This window comes from Nocardia alni (assembly GCF_019038435.1).
GTDB classification, from domain to species: domain Bacteria; phylum Actinomycetota; class Actinomycetes; order Mycobacteriales; family Mycobacteriaceae; genus Nocardia; species Nocardia alni.
The window spans coordinates 19297-36580 of record NZ_JAGPOX010000010.1; the positions used below are offsets into that span (position 1 = coordinate 19297).

Annotated in this window: 11 protein-coding genes; 6 read left to right on the forward strand and 5 right to left on the reverse strand. The window is 65.5% G+C overall.

Annotated elements, in window-relative coordinates; translation table 11 throughout:
• Nucleotides 1-10: 10 nt before the first annotated feature.
• Complete coding sequence (locus JZ791_RS06220) at nt 11-5080, reverse strand: midas domain-containing protein (protein ID WP_216893209.1); 5070 nt, start codon at nt 5078-5080, stop codon at nt 11-13.
• Nucleotides 5081-6200: 1120 nt separating this feature from the next.
• On the reverse strand, nt 6201-6956 hold the full coding sequence (locus JZ791_RS06225; RefSeq protein ID WP_216893210.1) for a FadR/GntR family transcriptional regulator: 756 nt from the start codon (nt 6954-6956) through the stop codon (nt 6201-6203).
• Between the two features lie 147 nt (nt 6957-7103).
• Between JZ791_RS06225 and JZ791_RS06230 the strand changes: the two genes are divergently transcribed.
• The 5 genes from JZ791_RS06230 (at nt 7104) to JZ791_RS06250 (ending at nt 12468) form a co-directional block, all read left to right on the forward strand.
• Complete coding sequence (locus JZ791_RS06230; RefSeq protein WP_254205289.1) at nt 7104-7622, forward strand: flavin reductase family protein; 519 nt, start codon at nt 7104-7106, stop codon at nt 7620-7622.
• Nucleotides 7623-7656: 34 nt separating this feature from the next.
• Nucleotides 7657-8895 carry an acyl-CoA dehydrogenase family protein gene (locus tag JZ791_RS06235; RefSeq protein ID WP_216893211.1) on the forward strand — a complete coding sequence of 413 codons (1239 nt, stop codon included), beginning with the start codon at nt 7657-7659 and terminating at the stop codon, nt 8893-8895.
• A gap of 28 nt (nt 8896-8923) precedes the next feature.
• Nucleotides 8924-9847 (forward strand): VOC family protein, encoded by a 924-nt coding sequence (locus tag JZ791_RS06240; protein ID WP_216893212.1) that lies wholly within the window; start codon nt 8924-8926, stop codon nt 9845-9847.
• Between the two features lie 902 nt (nt 9848-10749).
• Nucleotides 10750-11823: a hypothetical protein gene (locus JZ791_RS06245; RefSeq protein ID WP_216893213.1), complete on the forward strand. Its 1074-nt coding sequence runs from the start codon at nt 10750-10752 to the stop codon at nt 11821-11823.
• 21 nt (nt 11824-11844) lie between these two features.
• Nucleotides 11845-12468 (forward strand): hypothetical protein, encoded by a 624-nt coding sequence (locus tag JZ791_RS06250; RefSeq protein ID WP_216893214.1) that lies wholly within the window; start codon nt 11845-11847, stop codon nt 12466-12468.
• Between the two features lie 261 nt (nt 12469-12729).
• On the opposite strand, the gene JZ791_RS06255 is transcribed toward JZ791_RS06250, so the two are convergent.
• The 3 genes from JZ791_RS06255 to JZ791_RS06265 are packed head-to-tail and all read right to left on the reverse strand — an operon-like array spanning nt 12730 to nt 16587.
• Nucleotides 12730-14370, reverse strand: coding sequence for an AMP-binding protein (locus JZ791_RS06255; protein WP_216893215.1), 1641 nt, complete (start codon nt 14368-14370; stop codon nt 12730-12732).
• The gene (locus JZ791_RS06260) at nt 14354-15295 is read right to left on the reverse strand and encodes an SDR family NAD(P)-dependent oxidoreductase (protein WP_216893216.1); all 942 of its coding nucleotides are present in this window, start codon (nt 15293-15295) and stop codon (nt 14354-14356) included. Before JZ791_RS06260 ends, JZ791_RS06255 begins: the two co-directional genes overlap by 17 nt.
• Complete coding sequence (locus tag JZ791_RS06265; RefSeq protein WP_216893217.1) at nt 15292-16587, reverse strand: TetR/AcrR family transcriptional regulator; 1296 nt, start codon at nt 16585-16587, stop codon at nt 15292-15294. The genes JZ791_RS06260 and JZ791_RS06265 overlap by 4 nt, the downstream gene beginning before the upstream one ends.
• Before the next feature lie 74 nt (nt 16588-16661).
• Between JZ791_RS06265 and JZ791_RS06270 the strand changes: the two genes are divergently transcribed.
• A complete protein-coding gene (locus JZ791_RS06270) occupies nt 16662-17222 on the forward strand; it encodes a TetR/AcrR family transcriptional regulator (protein WP_216893218.1) in 561 nt (186 codons plus the stop codon).
• Nucleotides 17223-17284: the final 62 nt, after the last annotated feature.

Here is a 17284-nt window from a genome sequence, read left to right on the forward strand (position 1 = left end):
TCGTGGTGGGTCAGAGATCCATGAGATCTCCAGCGAGGCTGGTCAACTCGTTCTTGTAGGTTGCGACGAGGTCCGCGAGGGAGTTGTTCTGGGCCTCCTGCGCTTTGACGATGTTTTCCAGGACCGACACTCGGCGGGCGAGTTTCGCGATGATTCGTTCCTGCTTACTGATGAGCGACTCGGCGTTTGCGGTATCGGTTGCCGCTGCATTGTCGGTGGCTGCCACCGCGTCTGCGTCGGCGTCCGGTGCCTCGGCATCGCTGCCATCGGCCACGGTGTTCTCGACCGGTGAGTCGGTCACGGCCGCTGTGTCGGCGACGGTTTCGGGCTCGACGTTGTCGGCTGTCTCCGCCACCGGCTCCGACGCGGGGGCTTCGGACTCGGCTGTTTTCTCGGCTGTAGCAACGGCCGCCGTCTCGGGGCTTGGAGCCGGTGAGGCGTCGGCGCGGGTCGCTGCTGCGATACCAAGGCCGGTTGCTGCCGCGGCACCTGCGGCCACCGCCACGGCGGCAGCCTCCGGGACGTGCGATGCCTCGGCATCGCTTTCGTCGGCCACGGTGTCCGCGACCGGGGATCCGGCCGGCTCGGCTACCGCGTCTTGCTCGGCTACCGTGTCGGCTACGGGCTCGGGGTCCTCGACGGTCTCCTGGGCTGCCACCGGCTCCGATTCGGGGACATCGGATTCGGCGATCTCGGGCGCCTCGGCCGAGGGCTCGGTCTCGGCATCTGCGGTGTTCACCGGCTCTGCCTCGTCCGCTGACCCGGCCTCGGATTCGACCTTGGCCGCTTCCGCGGCAACCACCTGTTCCGCTTCGCTGACCACTTGGTCCGATCCGGGGGCCTCAGGTTGGCCTTCGTCATCGGCTGCGGCGGTGAGGGATTCGGCCGGCTCGGCCACCTCGTCGGCGATAGCTTCGGATTCGGCCGGTTCTTCCTCGTCCGCGGCTGACGCGTGCTCGGCGGTCAGTTCGGTTGCCTCGGTCTCGGCCACTTCCTGACTTTCGGGCTCGGCTGTTGTTGCAAGGGCCTCGTCTTGGCCGTCGGCAACCTCCGCCGGTGACTCGGCTGTCTCGGTCACGGTGTCTTCGGTCAGCGGTTCGGTCGCCTCGGCTACCTTTTCGGCAGTAGCGTCGGACGCGGTGTCTTGCTGACCATCAACGGCCGCTTCGTCTTCGGTGGTTGTCGGCTCGGCTTCCTCGGTTTCGGTGGAGGTCTCTTCGCGGGCTGTCTCCTGACTTTCGGCGACTTCGGCTGCTGGTTGCACCTCGGAGGTTTCGGCCTGGTCCTCAGCGTCGCCTGCTTCGGTCTCGGTGTCTTCGGCCAGCGGCTCGCTGGTCTCGGCTACCGTTTCGGCGTTAGCGTCGGGCTCGGTGTCTTGCTGATCGTCAACGGCCGCTGCGTCTTCGGGGGTGATCGATGCGGTTGCCTCGGTTTCGGCGGGGGTCTCCTCCTCCGCGGCCGCTGTGTCTTCGGTGATCGTGGGCTCGGTTGCCTTGGCGTCGGTTGTCGCCTCTTCCTCGGCAGGCTCCTGGACTTCGGCCAGTTCGGGTGCGGGGGATTCGGCTTGCTCTTCGGTGTCGCCTGCTTCGGTCTCGGTGTCTTCGGTCAGCGGCTCGCTGGCCTCGGCTACCGTCTCGGCAGCAGTGTCGGGCTCGGTGTCTTGCTGATCGTCAACGGCCGCTGCGTCTTCGGGGATAGTCGCTTCGGTTGCCTCGGCGTCGGCGGGGGTCTCCTCCACGGCTGTCTCTTGATTTTCGGCGACTTCCGGCTCGGCGTCAGCCGTAGGCTCAGCCTCGGTCGTCTGGGCATCGGCTTCCTCGGTTGAGGCGTCTTCGGAAGGCGATGCCTCGGTTACCTCCTCGGCCGTAGCTTCTGGTGCGGCGTTCTCCTGCTCGTCAGTGGATGTTGCTGCTTCCTCGTCAGTGGTCGGCGCGGCTGCCTCTTCGCTTTCGGCCGCTTCGGGGGTCTCGGCTTGATCCTCGGTGGTCACGGCGTCCTCGGCCACCGGCTCGCTGGCTTGGGCCGCCGCCTCGGATTCGACCTTGGCTGCTTCGTCAGCGACCACCTGCTCCGCTTCGCTGACCACGCGGTCGGACGCGAGGGTATCGGTCTGGCCTTCGTCATCGGCTGCGTTGGTGGGCGATTCGGCGGACTGGGCAACCTCGTCGGACTCGGCCGGTTCGGCTTCGTCAGCGGCCGTTGTGTCCTCGGCAACCGGTTCGGGTGACTCCGTTTCGGCCGTCTCGGCTGCCGGTTCTGCCTCGGCAGTCTCGGCCTGGTCATCGGTGTCGTTTGCCTCGGACACGGTGACTTCGGTGAGCGGTTCGCTTGCCTCCGTCGCGGTGTCGTCGGTGAGCGGTTCGGCAACCTCGGCCACTGTTTCGGCAGCAGCGTCGGGCTCGGCGTCTTGCTGATCGTCAACGGCTACTGCGTCTTCCGTTGTTGTCGGGTCGGCTTCGGCGGCAGTTTCTGCCTCGGCCGTCTCCTGACTCTCGGCCGTCTCCGGCTCGGCGTCAGCCGTCAGCTCTGCCGTGGGCTCGCCTTCGCTGTCCGCCGTCTCTGTTGCGCCTACCTCGGTCGCGGACTCTTCGACGGGCGATTCGGCATCCTCGTCGACCGCCTCGGGCGCGACGTCGGCGACAGCCTCCTGGGCTGCCTCCGTCACCGGCTCCGATGCGAGGGCTTCGGCTTGGCCGTCGTCCTCGGTTTCCGTGGCTTCAGCGGAGATGGCTTCGGTGGGTGACTCGCTCGCTTCTGCGACAACGGCTGTGGGCTCGGCGTCTTGCTGATCATCAACGGCCGCTGCGTCTTCGGCGGTGGCCGCCTCGGTGTCTTCCTCGGCCGCTTCCCGACTTTCGTCGGCCTGGGGTTCCGCTTCGGCCGTCGGCTCTACCTCAGCCTCGGGCTCGCCTTCGTCGGCTGCTTCGCCAGTTTCCGCCGACGTGTCCTCGGCAGGAGACTCGGTTTCTTCGGTTACCGCGTCGGCGGCGGGTGCGAGCGCAACGTCGTCCGCATCCTTGGCGGCCTCCTGGACAGTCTCCGCCACCGGCTCCGAGTCGGGGGCTTCGATGCGGCCCTCGTCGTCAGATCCTGCAGTGTCGGCTGTCTCGGTCGCGACGTCCTCGGTGGGGGAGACGGTTTCCTCGGCTACCGCGTCGGCGACGGGTGCTGGCCCCTCACCCTCTACGCCATCGACGGACGTCGCCTGTTCGGCGTCGGCCGCCTCGGTTGCAGCCTGCGCCTCGGTGATCTCCGGACTGCCCTCGGACTGGGGTTCGCTGTCGGCTTCGGTTGTAGCAGTCTCGGCCGTAGTGTCCTCGGGGGATTCGGTTTCCTCGGCTGCTGCGTCGGTGACGGTCGCGATGTCGTTCGCACCCTCGGCAGTCTCTGTCACCGGCTCCGACTCCGGGATTTCGGTGTGGCCCTCGTCGTCAGTTCCTGTGGTGTCGGCTGTCTCGGTCGCGGCGTCCTCGGTGGGGGAGACGGTTTCCTCGGCTACCGCGTCGTCGACGGTTGCGGGCTCGGCATCGGTGATGGCCGTCGTCAGTTCGTCGGCCGGCGCCTCGGCGTCAGTCGCAGCCTGATCCTCGGCAGTCTCCGGACTGTCGGTGGTTTCGGATTGACTCGCTTCGTCGGCAACCTCCACATCACCGTCGGTGGCAGTGTCCTCGGCGGGTGCCTCGGTTGCCGCGTCTTCGGCTGCGGGTGTGAGATCCTCTGCACCGTCGACGGGGGTTGCTTCTTCGGCGACCGCCGGTTCTGCTGCCACGGTGTCGGCAGATGTCTGATCCTCGGCCGCCTCCTGAATCTCGGCCGCTTCGGGGCCTGCTTCGGCGGCCGATTCGGCTTGCGTCTCGTCGGTTGCTGCCTCGACTTCGGTGTCCTCGGTGGGGGTTTCGCTCACCTCGGTCGCCGCCTCGTCGGGTGCGAGTTCACCGGCGGCGGCCGTTGTTTCTTCGGTGACTGGTTCCGCTGCCTCGGTGTCGGCCGCGGTCTGGTCCTCGGCCGTTTCCTGGGCTTCGGAAGCCTCGGCCTCAGCGGTCGGTTCCGTCTCGGTGGTTTCTGCCTCGTCGTGGACGGCCTCGGTCGCTACCTCGGTGTCGGCCTCCGGCTCGGTTGCCTGCGCACCTTCGGTTGTCTCGACGTCGTCGGGGCTTTCAACGGACACTGCTACCCCGGAGTCTGCTACATTGTCGTCGGTTGTCAGTTGCTCGGTCGTTTCCTGAGTTTCGGTTGCTTCGGCCTCGGGGTTTGTAACCGATTCCGTCTCAGCGGTTTCGGCTTGATCCTCGTGAGTGGGTGCCTCGGCTTCGGCGTGTGCTTCGCTGTCGGGGGACGCTTCCTCGACGGCGGTGTCGGGCTCTGCGTGGGCCGCGTCTTCGATGATCGTTGTTTCTTCGGTTGCAGGTTCCGCTTCGGTTCCGAGGTCTGTAACCGATTCCGTCTCAGGGGTTTCGGTTCGATCCTCGTCGGCGGGCGTCTGGGCTACAGTGTCCTCGGCGGGCACTGCGGTGTCGGTGTCCACCTCGTCTCCGGCTTCGGGCTGATCGGTGTCCATCTCGGCGATTGCGGCGTCGTTGGCTGCTGTCGCCGCGTCCTCGCTCGGGGCGAGTTCGGTAGCCGTATCCTCGGCGGCGGTCGGGGTATCGACCACGGTGCTGTCCGAACCCTCAGTTTCTACTGTCGACTCATCGTGCGGCGCTTCGTCTTCGGCGGTGTCTTCTGCTTCGCTCACGGCGTCGGCCGACGCGGCTTGCCCGGCGGATGTAGCATCCCCCTGGGACACGCCCAGCAATCGCGCGGCGCCGGACCGCAGCGAGCCCAGCCACCCGCGCGGCTGCTCACCTTCGGTGGACGCCACCGTCGTCTCCTTCGTCGCACTGTCGGCTACGACTGCCGAATCGGCGTGCGGCGCTGTACTTTCGGCCATCAGATCGCCAGCCGTCGCAGGCGCTTCTACCTCGTCCACGGTGGCCGTCGGGCGCTCGGCCACCGCCACCCCAGCGTTGATAGCTGTTGCATTCTCCTCGGCCGCGGCGTCGTCGGCGCTGTTCGTCGCCCGGTCGTCGGGAGTTGTCATGATTCTCCGAACCTTTCGAATGGTGTGATAGATCCCCGGCTCCACTTCCCGGGGACTACAGCTTCGCACGAGATGGGGTTTGCTGCTGTCCAATTCGGCGGTGCCGGTAGACGATTCAGTGGGGCGTCGCGGCTATACCGGTCTGTGACAAATAGTGCCTATGATGCCCTGTCAGCTCCATTCGAACGACTCCTCGCGGGCACTCGATCCGACCCGGCCAACTCTCACCACGCAACGATGCTGGAATGTTGCTGCGCCGCAGCTGCGTCCGGTTGACGAAGCCTGAAACCGTGGTGCGGCCGATGTGTATACCCGGTTCGGCGGCAAGCGAATCCTGCCGAACGATCGACAGGACGGGGATGAATTCGCGAAAGCCACGCCGTATCCGGTCGCAGGGAAGTGTTCACCCGCTGTCTTCGGAGCATCGAATTGGATTGCAGTGCAACGGATAATGGCTGGCTCACATCTCCGCGCCATCCACCCGGTACGGACTGTGCTCCCGGTCCGGAATCTCGAGCGCGTTCGACTCGCTGGCGACGCGTGACAGTCGGATTGCAGCAACTCTCACGCGACCAGGGACAGACCCCGGGCGCCCGCCGGATGGGCCCATGGCCCACTGGAATTCGAGGTCAGACCACTACCAGATCACCCTCGGCCGGTGCGCGCGAGCGGGGCGCAGAGACCGGCACTCACTCGGATAAGGCTGCCCCGATCGCTCTCGTCCCCGCGCGTGTCCGGGCACCGGTAGAGTCCGCGCCCCGCGCGCTAGCGGTGTCGCCAGTCGTTGACAGCCGCGCACACGACCGCCCCCGTGCGGCGCGGACATCGCTGGCGTGCACCCGACAGCGAGCAGTCCTGGAGCGCATCGATGTACATCGCCGAGAGCAGAGCGCGGGGCCTACATGTCCATCGCGACCATCGGGGCCAGATACGTCGCGACGGAGCACATGAGCGCCAAGGGCTCATCCGGGCATATGGGCCTGGATGGGGGCAACGGACCACTGTTCCGGTCGCTCACGGGGCCGCTCACCCACGGGTTGCTCCCCGTCGAGCGCATACCGCGCCCGAACTGGGGCGCTCGAGCGAAACCTCGGAGTCGGTGATGCTGGGCCGAGGTTTATCACCTCGAAACCTCCTGCGCTGGCGCATTTTCTGCTGTGGTGCTGTGCTCGCGGATCAGGTCCAGGGCGCGGTTGTCGCCCGTCGCGATCGCCTCGACCAGTGCGGCGTGCAGTTCGTAGCGGGTGCGGACGTAGTCGGGGAGGGGGGTTTCGGCGACCGGCAGGACTGTGAGGGTGTGGGACTCGACGAGTTCGAGCAGGGAGAGATAGAGCGAACGGAGGATGGGGCTGGGGCTGATTTCGGCGATGCGGGCGTGCAGCGCCCAGTTCGCGTGCAGGAAGGCGTCTCCGTCGTAGTCGTCGGCCGCGGCCTTCATGCGATCGACCAGTGCGCGCAGGGCCGCGATGTCTTCGGGGGCGGCGTATTCGAGGGCGTCCTGTATCAGTAGCGGATCCAGTGCGTCGCGCAGGCGGACGGCGTCGGCGACCGACGCGGCATCTTCGTTCAACGCCAGTACCGAATTGCCCAGGCGGACCATGGGGGAGGGGCGATTGGCGAACAGTCCGCCGCCCGGGCCGCGACGCACGCTCACCACGCCGCGAGCCTCGGCCATGCGCAGTGCCTCGTTGAAGGTGCCCACCGAGACGCCGCACAGCGCGCGCAGCTCGTCCTTGGTGCCCAGCCGCTGGCCAGGCTCGGCGGCGGCGGCCATCTCGACGAGCAACGCCACGGCGGACTCGGGCCTGCTGAGATCGCGATCGGCGAGTCGCGACGGCCAGTCGCTGCGCCGGAAGGCCGGTGGATCGATGGTCATACGCCTCCTGCCTGGGCTCTCGGGCTTCGCTCCGGCACAGTCTAATTCATCATGATGAATTAGACCCAGCCTATTGACAAGTGACCGGCATCACGCCAACACTTGCAGTGCACGCAATTCATCATGATGAATATCGAGGTGGCTCACATGCTGGAGCAGCAGTTCCGCGATCTGATGGCGGGCGTGTGCGCCCCGGTCGCCGTGATCACCACTGCCGACCGCGACGGCCCGCACGGTGCCACGGTCAGCTCGCTGGCTTCGCTGTCGCTGCGTCCGCCGCTGTTGTCGATCGCGCTCGATCGCAGGTCGCGGCTGCTGGAACGGATCGTGAAGACCCGCCGATTCGGCGTGAACGTCCTGTCCGCGGCCCAGGACGACGTCGCGGAGCTGTTCGCGCGCCGGGACGCGGATCGCTTCGCGGCGGTGGCGTGGTCGTCCGCGGACGCGCTGCCGCGGCTGGACGAGGTGGCCGGCTGGGCGGTCTGCGAACTGTCGCAGGCAGTGCCGGCGGGTGATCATGTGCTGCTGATCGGGCTGGTGACCACCGGGGTCTCGGTGCAGCGCCCGCCGCTGGTGTTCGGCTATCGCACCTTCGGCACCCACTCCCGGTTTCACCTGCGACCGCGCCCGCCGATCGCGGACCAGATCGCCGCCTGTGCCCGGTGACCCGGCACGCTCAACCCCGTTCAGGAGGAGAATTATGACCGTCGTCCAGTCGAGCGCATCGCATGCCGATGCGGCGCAGGGAGATTCCACCGGTGATGCCGTCCCCGATCGTGACGAGCTCGTCGCGCGGGCACGGGCGCTGCGGCCGTTGCTGAGCGCGAATGCCGAGGCGGGAGAACGGGATCGACGGGTGGTCGAGGAGAGCATCACCGCGCTGACCGAGGCCGGGCTGTTCAAGATAGCGACGCCGAAACGCTATGGCGGATACGAGACGTCGATGCGCACCATGCTCGAGGTCTCGGCAGCGGTGGGCGAGGCCGACGGCGGCACCGCCTGGGTGCTCACGTTGTGCAATGTGTGCGCGTGGATGGTCGGGCTGTTTCCGCAGCGCGCGCAGGACGACGTGTTCGGCGCCGATCCCGATGCCAAGGTGTCGGGAGTACTCGCGCCGACGGCCGAATCCCGCAAGGTGCCCGGCGGCTGGCGAGTCACCGGCAAGTGGTACTACAACTCCGGTTCCTGGCACGCGAACTGGGCGGTGCTGGGCATCCCCATCACCGACGAGCAGGGCGCCACGGTGGACCAGGGAGTCGGCTTGTTCGACTGCTCCGAGCTGGAATTGGAGGACACCTGGTTCGTCGCGGGTATGCGGTCCTCGGGTAGCAACTGCCTGGTCGCCGCCGACGTCTTCGTGCCCGAACACCGCGTGGTGCGCATGCCGCCCGCGATTACCGGTACCTACGGCACCGAGCACCGCGACGAGGTCTTCTACCGGTCGGCCCTCGTGCCGATCCTGGCGCTCGTGCTCGTCGGCCCTCAGCTCGGAATGGGCAGGGCGGCACTGGATTACGTGATCAGGAAGGCGGCGACCAAGCCGATCTCCTACACCTTCTACACCACCCAGCGCGAATCGGTGGGCTTCCAGCTGCAGATCGCCGAGGCCGCGCGTCTCATCGATACCGCGCACCTGCACGCCTACCGGGCCGCGGACGAGATCGACCGGGCCGCCGCCGGCGACGAATACCCCGACTTCCTGGCCCGGGCCCGCGCGCGGTCGGACACCGGTTACGTCGCGGAGTGCATCACCCGCGCCATCGATATCCTGCTGTCCGCGCACGGCGCTGGCTCGTTCGCGGAAGTGAATCCGCTGCAACGCATCTGGCGTGATTCGGCCACCGCGGCCCGGCATGCCATCGTATCGTCGGCAGTGAGCTACGAGATATACGGCAAGGCCCTGCTCGGGCTCACCGATTCGATCACCCCGCTGGTCTGATGCCGGCGCCTCGAGAAGGACAGCGATCATGGCATTGCATCGACTGATATCGGTCACCATCGGGGTGCCGAATGTCGACGAAACTCGTTCGTACTATGCCGAATTCGGGCTCACTCCCGAGGCGGACGGCTGGTTCTCCACCCGTGACGGCGGTCGTCAGCTCCGCATCGTCGAAGCGCCGATGCGCCGCGCGGTCGAACTCCGGATCGGCGCGGACGACGCCGACGACCTCGATCGCATCGCGAACAATCTGCGCGGTCTGGGAATCGAGGCGGTCCGGAGTCCGGGGTCGATCACTGCGGTCGAGCCGGTCACCGGAGTGCGGGCGATCGTGACGAGCGGGGAACACGTTGTGCTGCTGGAGGTTCCGGCGACCCCCTACAACGGCCCCGGCCGGTACGAGCGAGTCGGCACACGCGCTCCAGGCGTGGTGCGCGCCGATCCGATCCGCCCGCGCAAGCTGGGTCATGTGGTGCTGGGCAGCACCGATATCGCTGTCACCGAGTCCTTTTTCATCACCGGACTTGGCTTGAAGGTCAGCGATCGGATCAAGGACGCCGGCGCCTTCCTGCGCTGCTCGACCGATCACCACAACGTTCTGGTCCTGGCCGCGCCGGTCGGCTTCCTGCACCACACCTCGTGGCAGGTCGACGACATCGACGAAGTCGGCAGGGGAGCGACCCGCATGCTCGAGGCCGACCCGACCCGGCACATCTGGGGCCTGGGCCGCCATCACGCCGGCTCGAATTTCTTCTGGTACCTGAAGGATCCGGCCGGAAACTTCTCCGAGTACTACTCCGACCTGGACTGCATCATCGACGACCAACTCTGGACGCCCGAGACCTTCGAGGGCGCCCGCGGTCTGTTCAACTGGGGTCCGCCGCCACCGCCGTCGTTCCTGGCCCCGGAGGATTTGGGGGCGTTGATGAGCGGGGCGCACAGCGTGGGCTGACGCGATTGGACTGCCGCCAATTCATGCGGTTGCTCAGGATCTCTCGCGCGTGCAGCATTCCGTCATCCTGGCCGTGAATTGTTACCCGGACGCGGCATAAGGAAGTAGCAGGTCATGCGGGACTTTGTGGAGCGCCCGATGCTTTGAGAGGGCACGCCGGGTGCGAGGAGCGTCCGGGGAAACGGGCCGGTCTGCAAGACGAGCACCGCACCCCGGGCCGACCTCACCTCGAGTGAGAACACCAACGCGTTTACCCCCGATGACTGCCAACTCGCCTAATCGTCGCTGGTCAAACCGACATCACCGCCGGTTCTGCAACACTGGGCCCGCGACCAGAATTGTCCCATTGAACTGCTACTGGCCTGCCGAAACAGAACATTGCAGGTACGCTGCTGACCCGGCAACGTAACAGACCATCAGCCATGAAACGAGACTCATCGCAGCCACTCTCGTAGCCGATCTGAATTCGACACAAATAAGGGCCGCTCAGATCTGCGTCCGGGCATACGATGTTGACGTCAAGCCCGATGTTCCAAGATCTGACCGATCGCGCGCAGCGAGCTGTTGCCACGCGCGGGCAGCTGGGGTCTGGCAGGACAGCAAGTCGGACGAGTTCGGCTGATAGGGGCATATGTGAGGAAAGTCGGAAAATGGTTCGTCGTGGGGATTGTTGCATTCGCAGCATGCGCGCTGGTTACTTGGATCGCCGGTGCATTTGCGCTTCCCCCATTGATGGGATCATCGGATGCCAGATGGGCTGTGGCTGCTGCCCTGGGTACCGCCGTAGCAGGTGCCGCTGGATTATGGGGTACGGAGTGGGGTAAGAAGTCGCCACCGGACGACACCGAGCGCGCGGTGCCGCCGGGAGTATCGCCGAAACCCGAGACTACATCGTCATCGCGGTGGATCCGAGTTGGCCGCGACTTGAAGGGTACGACATTTATGGGGGACAACGTAAAGATCGTGAAGCGGAAGTGAATTCACAGCGCGGGCGGCGAAAGCAGGTGGGACGCTCCGTTGAGGTCGGCCGAGACTTCGTCGGTAACAACTACTTCGGCGACAATCCGAAGATCGAACAGAACTTCACCCAGGTATCTCTGCCTAGGGCGATCCTCGCGATCACAGCGGCCGTGATTGTTGGCGCAGCAACGGTGGTTTTCGTCGTGTTGTCTCGTACTTCCGGTGGGTCGCCCAATGCGACACTTGATGCGCCTTCCACAACCACGAGGCCCAGCCCCAACGCGACGCCTGTCGTGGAGGTGCCGCAATGGTCGCCATTGCAGGTCGCGTACGTCACTCCTTTAAGCCTCAATGAAGGGGACGAACATATTGTGCTGCCCAACCCGCTGGGGGTCGCTCCCGCAGCACTCTACAGACCCGGAGGATGGGATCTCTCGGGCCTCCGCGAAAGATTCAACGGTGTCCCGGCCGGGCTGGGCATCACAAAATTCACCGTTCAGAACACGACCAATCAGACGATTCGCATCGTAGATATGAATGTAGTGAAGGACTGCGGCAATCCGTACACCGGCACATATATCGGAGGTTTCAGTCAAGGTGCGCCAAACCCGAGCCTTGATCTCGGTATCAATCTGGACAACCCCAACCCCGTTGTTCAGGCAGTCGATGACCCTCAAACCTTCACAAATTTCAGGACCTACTTCGTCGGCCAGGTTCCGCTGCACGGCTCCGACTACTTCGCTGCGAACACGGTGTCGATCGATGCTGGTGATATGCAGTCCTTCACGATCGGAGCATTTACTGAGCACTACAGCTGTACGTTCAAGATTCGGCTGGTCGTTGCCGTGATCGGACATCCCACGGTTTATGTCGATATTGCCCCACCGGGTGATCAGTCATTCAGAATAACGGCGCCGATTATCAAGGACGGCAACGGCAACACGGCCTGGTCCGGCTACGACGTCGCCTATCTGTTGCAGCCCGATTACTCGTGGTCACGAGTCGTACGAAACTGACAAGCTGAAGGACCGAGCAGCGTGAAAATTCGGACGGTTCTGTCCATCGTACTGACAATCCTGGTCGTAACCGTCGTCGCAGTCATGGCGATCGTCAGTAGGCCGTCCTCACGTGTACCATCGCCACCGGCTTCGCGTGTCTCGCACTACGCCAGCAACTCGTCGGAATCAGCTCCATCGACCACAACCGACCGCGCGCAACAGCAGGCTCAAGCCGTTTCGAGTTTGCTCGGTCAGATCGTCCGGACCAGAAGTCAAGTACTCAACGCCGTACAGCAGGAAGTGCTGGACTGTGAGGATGTCGACCAGGGCGTCAACGATCTGCAGCAAGGGATGCAAAACCGATCTCGAGAGCTGCAAATTGCGCAGAGCCTCGATATCGACGCACTGACCGGCGGCAGCCAGTTGAAAACGGATCTTGTTGCCGCATTGCATGCATCCTACGACGCCGATCAGTCATACGCCCTGTGGGGACAGAACATTGAATCCAGCGGCTGCTCGGCACCAGCCAAGGAGGATAACGACTTTGACCTGGGAAACACCTACTCAACTTCTGCGTCCAAGGCCAAAATCTCGTTCGTCGCCGATTGGCAGCCAATCGCATCCATTTACGGGCTTCCAGCGCCGACTCCGCAGCAGATCTGACCGCATGCTCAGCCCCGGGCCGCAATTCGGGGTGATGTTCGTGATCCGCTACCCATTCAGGCCCTCGTCCTCGGTAGCGGTAATTTCGTGGACGCAGATCACCAGGTCGGTGCCGCCGAATTCTCGTACTGAGAGAAGCCTGCCTGTGGTGCACAGAGATGTACGTCAACACCAAGATGGTGTTCGGAATCGCGTCTTCGTATCCGATCCGGGCAGCGGATCGGGCGGCAGGTAGAGGTTGTCGGCGGCGGGATCGGTAGGCTAACTCGCGATGTCGTTGGCGTGGCTGTCGAGCTTGTGGCGCAAGACCTTTCCGGTTGGGTTGCGGGGGATCTGTGTCAGGGTGACGAAATCCTTGGGGGTCTTGTAGCGCTCGAGGCGTTCGCGGATGTAGGTCTCGAGTTCGTTGGTGGTCGGTATGGTTCGGTCGGGTGCGGGTACCAGGTAGGCGCGTAGTACCTGGCCGAATTCCTCGCTGGGGACGGCGATGACGGCTACGTCGGCGATCGTCGGGTGGGCGGCGAGGAGGTCCTCTACCTCCTTGGGGTGGATGTTCTCGCCGCCGGAGATGATCATGTCGTCGTCGCGGCCGTCGATATAGAGGCGGCCCGCTCGATCGAGATGGCCCATGTCGCCGGTGTTCACGTAGCCGTTGATGATCTCCTTGGCCTTTGCAGGGGACTTCGAGTCTGCTACGTAGCCGTCATAGCCGAGGCCGCCGCGCACGAAGATGGCGCCGGTCTCGCCCATGGCGGCGGGGGTGCGGTCCGGGCGCAGAATGCGCACCGAGACACCGATTGCCGGTCGTCCGGTGGTCTTCGGTGAGTGGGCCAGATCCGCGGTGGTGGCCAATGCGACGATGCCGGCCTCGGTCGAGCCGTAACCGTTGACGAGGATCGGGCCGAAGGTCTCGATGAACCGGCCGATCGTCGCCGGGGCGATGGGTGCCGCTCCGGTCACGGCCAAACGCAGTGAGTCGGTGCGGAATTCACGTCGGCGCTGGTCGGGGATCGAGACGATGCGTTGCAGCATCACCGGAACTCCGACGAATACGGTGGCGCGGTGACGGTCGATATCGCTCAGTGCGGCATCGGGATCGAAGCGGCGCCGGACGATCACCGTGGCGCCCAGGGCCAGCGAGCCGATCAGCATGGCTAACCCGAAACCGTGAAAGAACGGCGGGGACAGCACCCCCACGTCGCGGGCGGTCAACCGTGTCGCGGCCATGGCGGTGGCGACCATCTCCAGCAGGGGGCGCTGACGGATCGGCCGGGACACGCCCTTGGCGAGCCCGGTGGTGCCGGAGGTCAGCAGGGTGATCTTGACCGCGTGCCGTACCCGGGGCGGCGTCGGATGACGTTCGCGCGCCAGTGAATCCAGTGAGTCTCGGGTTTCGGTAGTCTGCCAGGCATGGATTCTGGCACCAGGGAATCCGGCCTCGGTGACGGCGCTGTCGTATTCTTCGTCATGCACCAGAATGTCGGGGCTATGCCGCTGCAGGATCAATGCCAGTTGCGCTGCGGGCAGATCGGTGTTGAGGAAGATCAGCTCGCAACCCAGTTGTGCGCCTGCGGCGAACGCCTCCACGAAGCCGCAGTGGTTGCGGCACAGGATCGCCACGGATCTCGCGCCGGGATGCCGGGAATGCAGTGCGGCGGCGATGGCGGCGGCACGACTGTCCAACTGCCCGTACGTGATTGCGCCGCGCTCATCGATGACGGCGGTGCGATCGCCATAGCGCGCCGCCGACACAGCCAGCACGGTGGCGACCGACGGGCCGAATTGCCATGCGGCCTGGCCGATTCGGAAGGCTGTCAACGGCCCGATCGGGCGTATCAGACCCGAGGCTGCGAGCGGGGCGACCGCGTCGAGCCACCGAAAAGTGCTAGGCGACACGGTCATCCCCTTTCTTCACGCTGGCCAGCGACGCGGCGGTGTCGCCGAGAAACCGGTAGAGGAACGTGGTGAGGATTTCGATCGGGGTGCGCAGCAGCGGCACCAGCACCGACAGCGGCCACACGACGGCCGGTGCCAGCGTGCGCGGCTTCTTCGCTATCGCGCGGGCGACGATGTATCCGGCATCGCGGGCGGAATGCCCCGGCAGGGCCGAAACCCAGCCGCTGGGCGCGCTCATCCGGGTGAACATGGCCCCGGCATAGAAGCTGGTCAGCGTGACGCCGTCGGGGCGGGCCTCCATGGCGACCGAGCGTATCCAGATGTCGAACGCGGCCTTGGTCGACAGATAGAAACCCCATTTCGGGGCAACCGGGAACATGACCGCCGCGGTAGAGACGTTGACGATGTGGCCGCACCCGCGTTCCCGCATACCCGGCAGCAGTGCCAGCGTCAGCCGCATGGGTCCGATGTAGTTGGCCGAGGTCGTGGTGTTGAGATCCTTGGGCCGGTCGTAGGACAGGTGGATCGAGCGCCGCAGCGACTTGCCCGCATTGTGCACGAGGTAGTCGACCCGGCCGAACCGGGTAAGTATCTGATCGGCAAAGGATTTGACCGACTCCTCCGACGCCAGGTCCAGCGGGACGGCGACGGCATTGCCGCCCGCCTCGGCGATCTCGGCGACGATCAGGTCCAGTCTCTCCACCGTGCGCGCGCCGAGCACCACGGTCGCGCCCGCACCCGCCAGGATGCGGGCGGTGGCCTCACCCACCCCGAAGGACGCGCCGGTCACCACGGCGATCTTGCCGTCGACCTCGCGGCGCAACCGGACCTCGTCACGAAGCGGTCGCGGGCCGACCAGCCAGACGACGGCCCGGCCCAGCGGTCCGGCGGCGAGCCGGTTGCTGGGTCCGGCGTCGAGAGAGGTGTTCATTCGTCGTACTCCGTTGTCTGCGTCGGTGATTGGGAATGGTTGAGAAGCGCGTTGATCGCGCGGGAGGACAAAGGGGTGCCCGGGGCGAGGCTCAGTACTGTCTGGCCCGTGGCGAACAGGCTGGCCACCAACAGCTCCCGGATCTGGACCCGGCTCCGCTCGCGGGTGCGCAGCCAGTCGGTCACCGCGCCCTCGACGAAGGCGAACCAGCCCGCGATGGCGTTGCGCGCCAAGGCGGTACCGGTACCGTCGCTGAGCTCCTGCATCATCGCCTCGACCAGGCGGTCGAGTTGCCGCTGCTGGATGGCTCGCAGTTCGGGGTCGGGCACCCGGGTCGACAGGGCCAGCGGGGATCCTTCGAACTCCGCGGCGGTATCGAGGTAGATGTCCAGGCCACGGATCAGCCGGGACACCACGGGGCCGCGTAGTGCCTGCAGCCGGTCCCAGAACTCGCTGTGGACGGATTCGGCGGCGGCCAGGTAGAGGCCGCGTTTGCCGTCGAAGTGGTAGTTGATCAGGCCGATCGCCACACCGGCGCGTTGCGCGAGCTCGGTCGTCGACACCTCGTCGAAGCGCTTGGTTCGGAAGACCGCGACGGCCGCGTCGAGCAGCGCGGCCCGGGACTCCTCACTGCGCGGCGTTGTCTTCTTTGTGCGTTTTTCAATCGCGTGGGCGACAGGGCTCACGACTTGAACATCTTTCAAGGGATTGGTGGCGCCGGTGAGCAGGACGGGTAGCAGGGCGAAGGTTCGATCGGTCGTGGTCGTTGTATCGATCAGGCGCTGCACCCCGAGCCCGATGCCCAGGCTGAATACGGTTTTCGCGGCATCGAGAAAGGTTTCCGAGGACGGGGCGCCGGCGATGTCGGCGAACAGGCCGGCGATGGCGGTCTGGATATCGGACAGGTGGGCGGCGAGCTGGTCGCGCATGCGCGGATCACTCTGCGCCGCCAGGGCCAGTTCGAACTCGAGCCGGTTCGATCGAGTGTCTTCGACCCGGGTGCTTGCCCACCGCTGAAAAGCGGCGGTGCGCTCCTCGGCGGTCCCGTTGCTTTCGCGCAGATCCGCGATATCGGCCATGGCTTCGTCGTGGGTCAACTCCAGCACTTCGAGGCAGAGCTCGTTCTTGTTGCGAAAGTTGGAGTACACCGCGCCTTTGGAGTACCCGGCGGCCTCGGCGACCTGCGCCAGCGAGGTCCGTGTCAGCCCGTCGGCGACGAACAGCTCACGGGCGGTGCGAACGAGATCGGCGCGGGTGCGCGCCTGGCTCTCGGGGCGGGTCATCCCTGGCATGAAAATCAAGATACCACTGGTATTCGAATGCCGGTGCACCGGTTAACAGAACGTTCATTCTCTATGATGGGGGGATGGTGAACGCTACGAGTCCGCGGGACCGGCTCTTGGAGACGGCTCGGCGGCTGTTCTATACCGAGGGCATTCACACCGTGCCGGTGGATCGGCTGATCAGTGAGGCCGGGGTGACCAGGGCGACCTTCTATCGGCATTTTCCGGCCAAGGAAGATCTGGTGGTGGAGTATCTGCGTGCTACGGATGCGGATCTGCGGGGGGCGGTGGGGGAGGCGCTGCGGAAGCCGAGTGCGCGGGACAGTGCCGCGGCTCTGCTCGACCTGATCGGGCAGGTCACCTGTTCGGCGGGGTTTCGCGGCTGCCACTTCATCAATGCCTCGGCGGAGTATCCGGATCCGGCGCATCCGGTTCGTGTCGCAGTGACGGACCATCGCGCCTGGTTCCAGGAGACGGTGACCCGGCTGGCCGGTGAGGCGGGGCATCCGGATCCTGACTTCGCCGGTCGTGTCCTGGTGCTGCTGCACGACGGTGCGCTCGCGGCAGCGGACCTCGACGATCCGGAACAGGTGCGGGACACCGTGATTCGCGCGGGCAGGGAACTGCTTCGGCTCGACGTGTAGGGTCCTGCGGCATGCGGTAGACAGAACGTTCTGTTGACTCCTCCCGTCTCGGGCCGTAACGT

Bases quoted from the DNA above. Each gene is read 5' to 3' on its own strand.
- JZ791_RS06220 (WP_216893209.1), bottom strand. From the start codon at position 5,080: ATGACAACTCCCGACGACCGGGCGACGAACAGCGCCGACGACGCCGCG.
- JZ791_RS06230 (WP_254205289.1), top strand. From the start codon at position 7,104: ATGCTGGAGCAGCAGTTCCGCGATCTGATGGCGGGCGTGTGCGCCCCG.
- JZ791_RS06265 (WP_216893217.1), bottom strand. From the start codon at position 16,587: ATGCCAGGGATGACCCGCCCCGAGAGCCAGGCGCGCACCCGCGCCGAT.
- JZ791_RS06270 (WP_216893218.1), top strand. From the start codon at position 16,662: ATGGTGAACGCTACGAGTCCGCGGGACCGGCTCTTGGAGACGGCTCGG.
- JZ791_RS06240 (WP_216893212.1), top strand. From the start codon at position 8,924: ATGGCATTGCATCGACTGATATCGGTCACCATCGGGGTGCCGAATGTC.
- JZ791_RS06235 (WP_216893211.1), top strand. From the start codon at position 7,657: ATGACCGTCGTCCAGTCGAGCGCATCGCATGCCGATGCGGCGCAGGGA.
- JZ791_RS06260 (WP_216893216.1), bottom strand. From the start codon at position 15,295: ATGAACACCTCTCTCGACGCCGGACCCAGCAACCGGCTCGCCGCCGGA.
- JZ791_RS06255 (WP_216893215.1), bottom strand. From the start codon at position 14,370: ATGACCGTGTCGCCTAGCACTTTTCGGTGGCTCGACGCGGTCGCCCCG.
- JZ791_RS06225 (WP_216893210.1), bottom strand. From the start codon at position 6,956: ATGACCATCGATCCACCGGCCTTCCGGCGCAGCGACTGGCCGTCGCGA.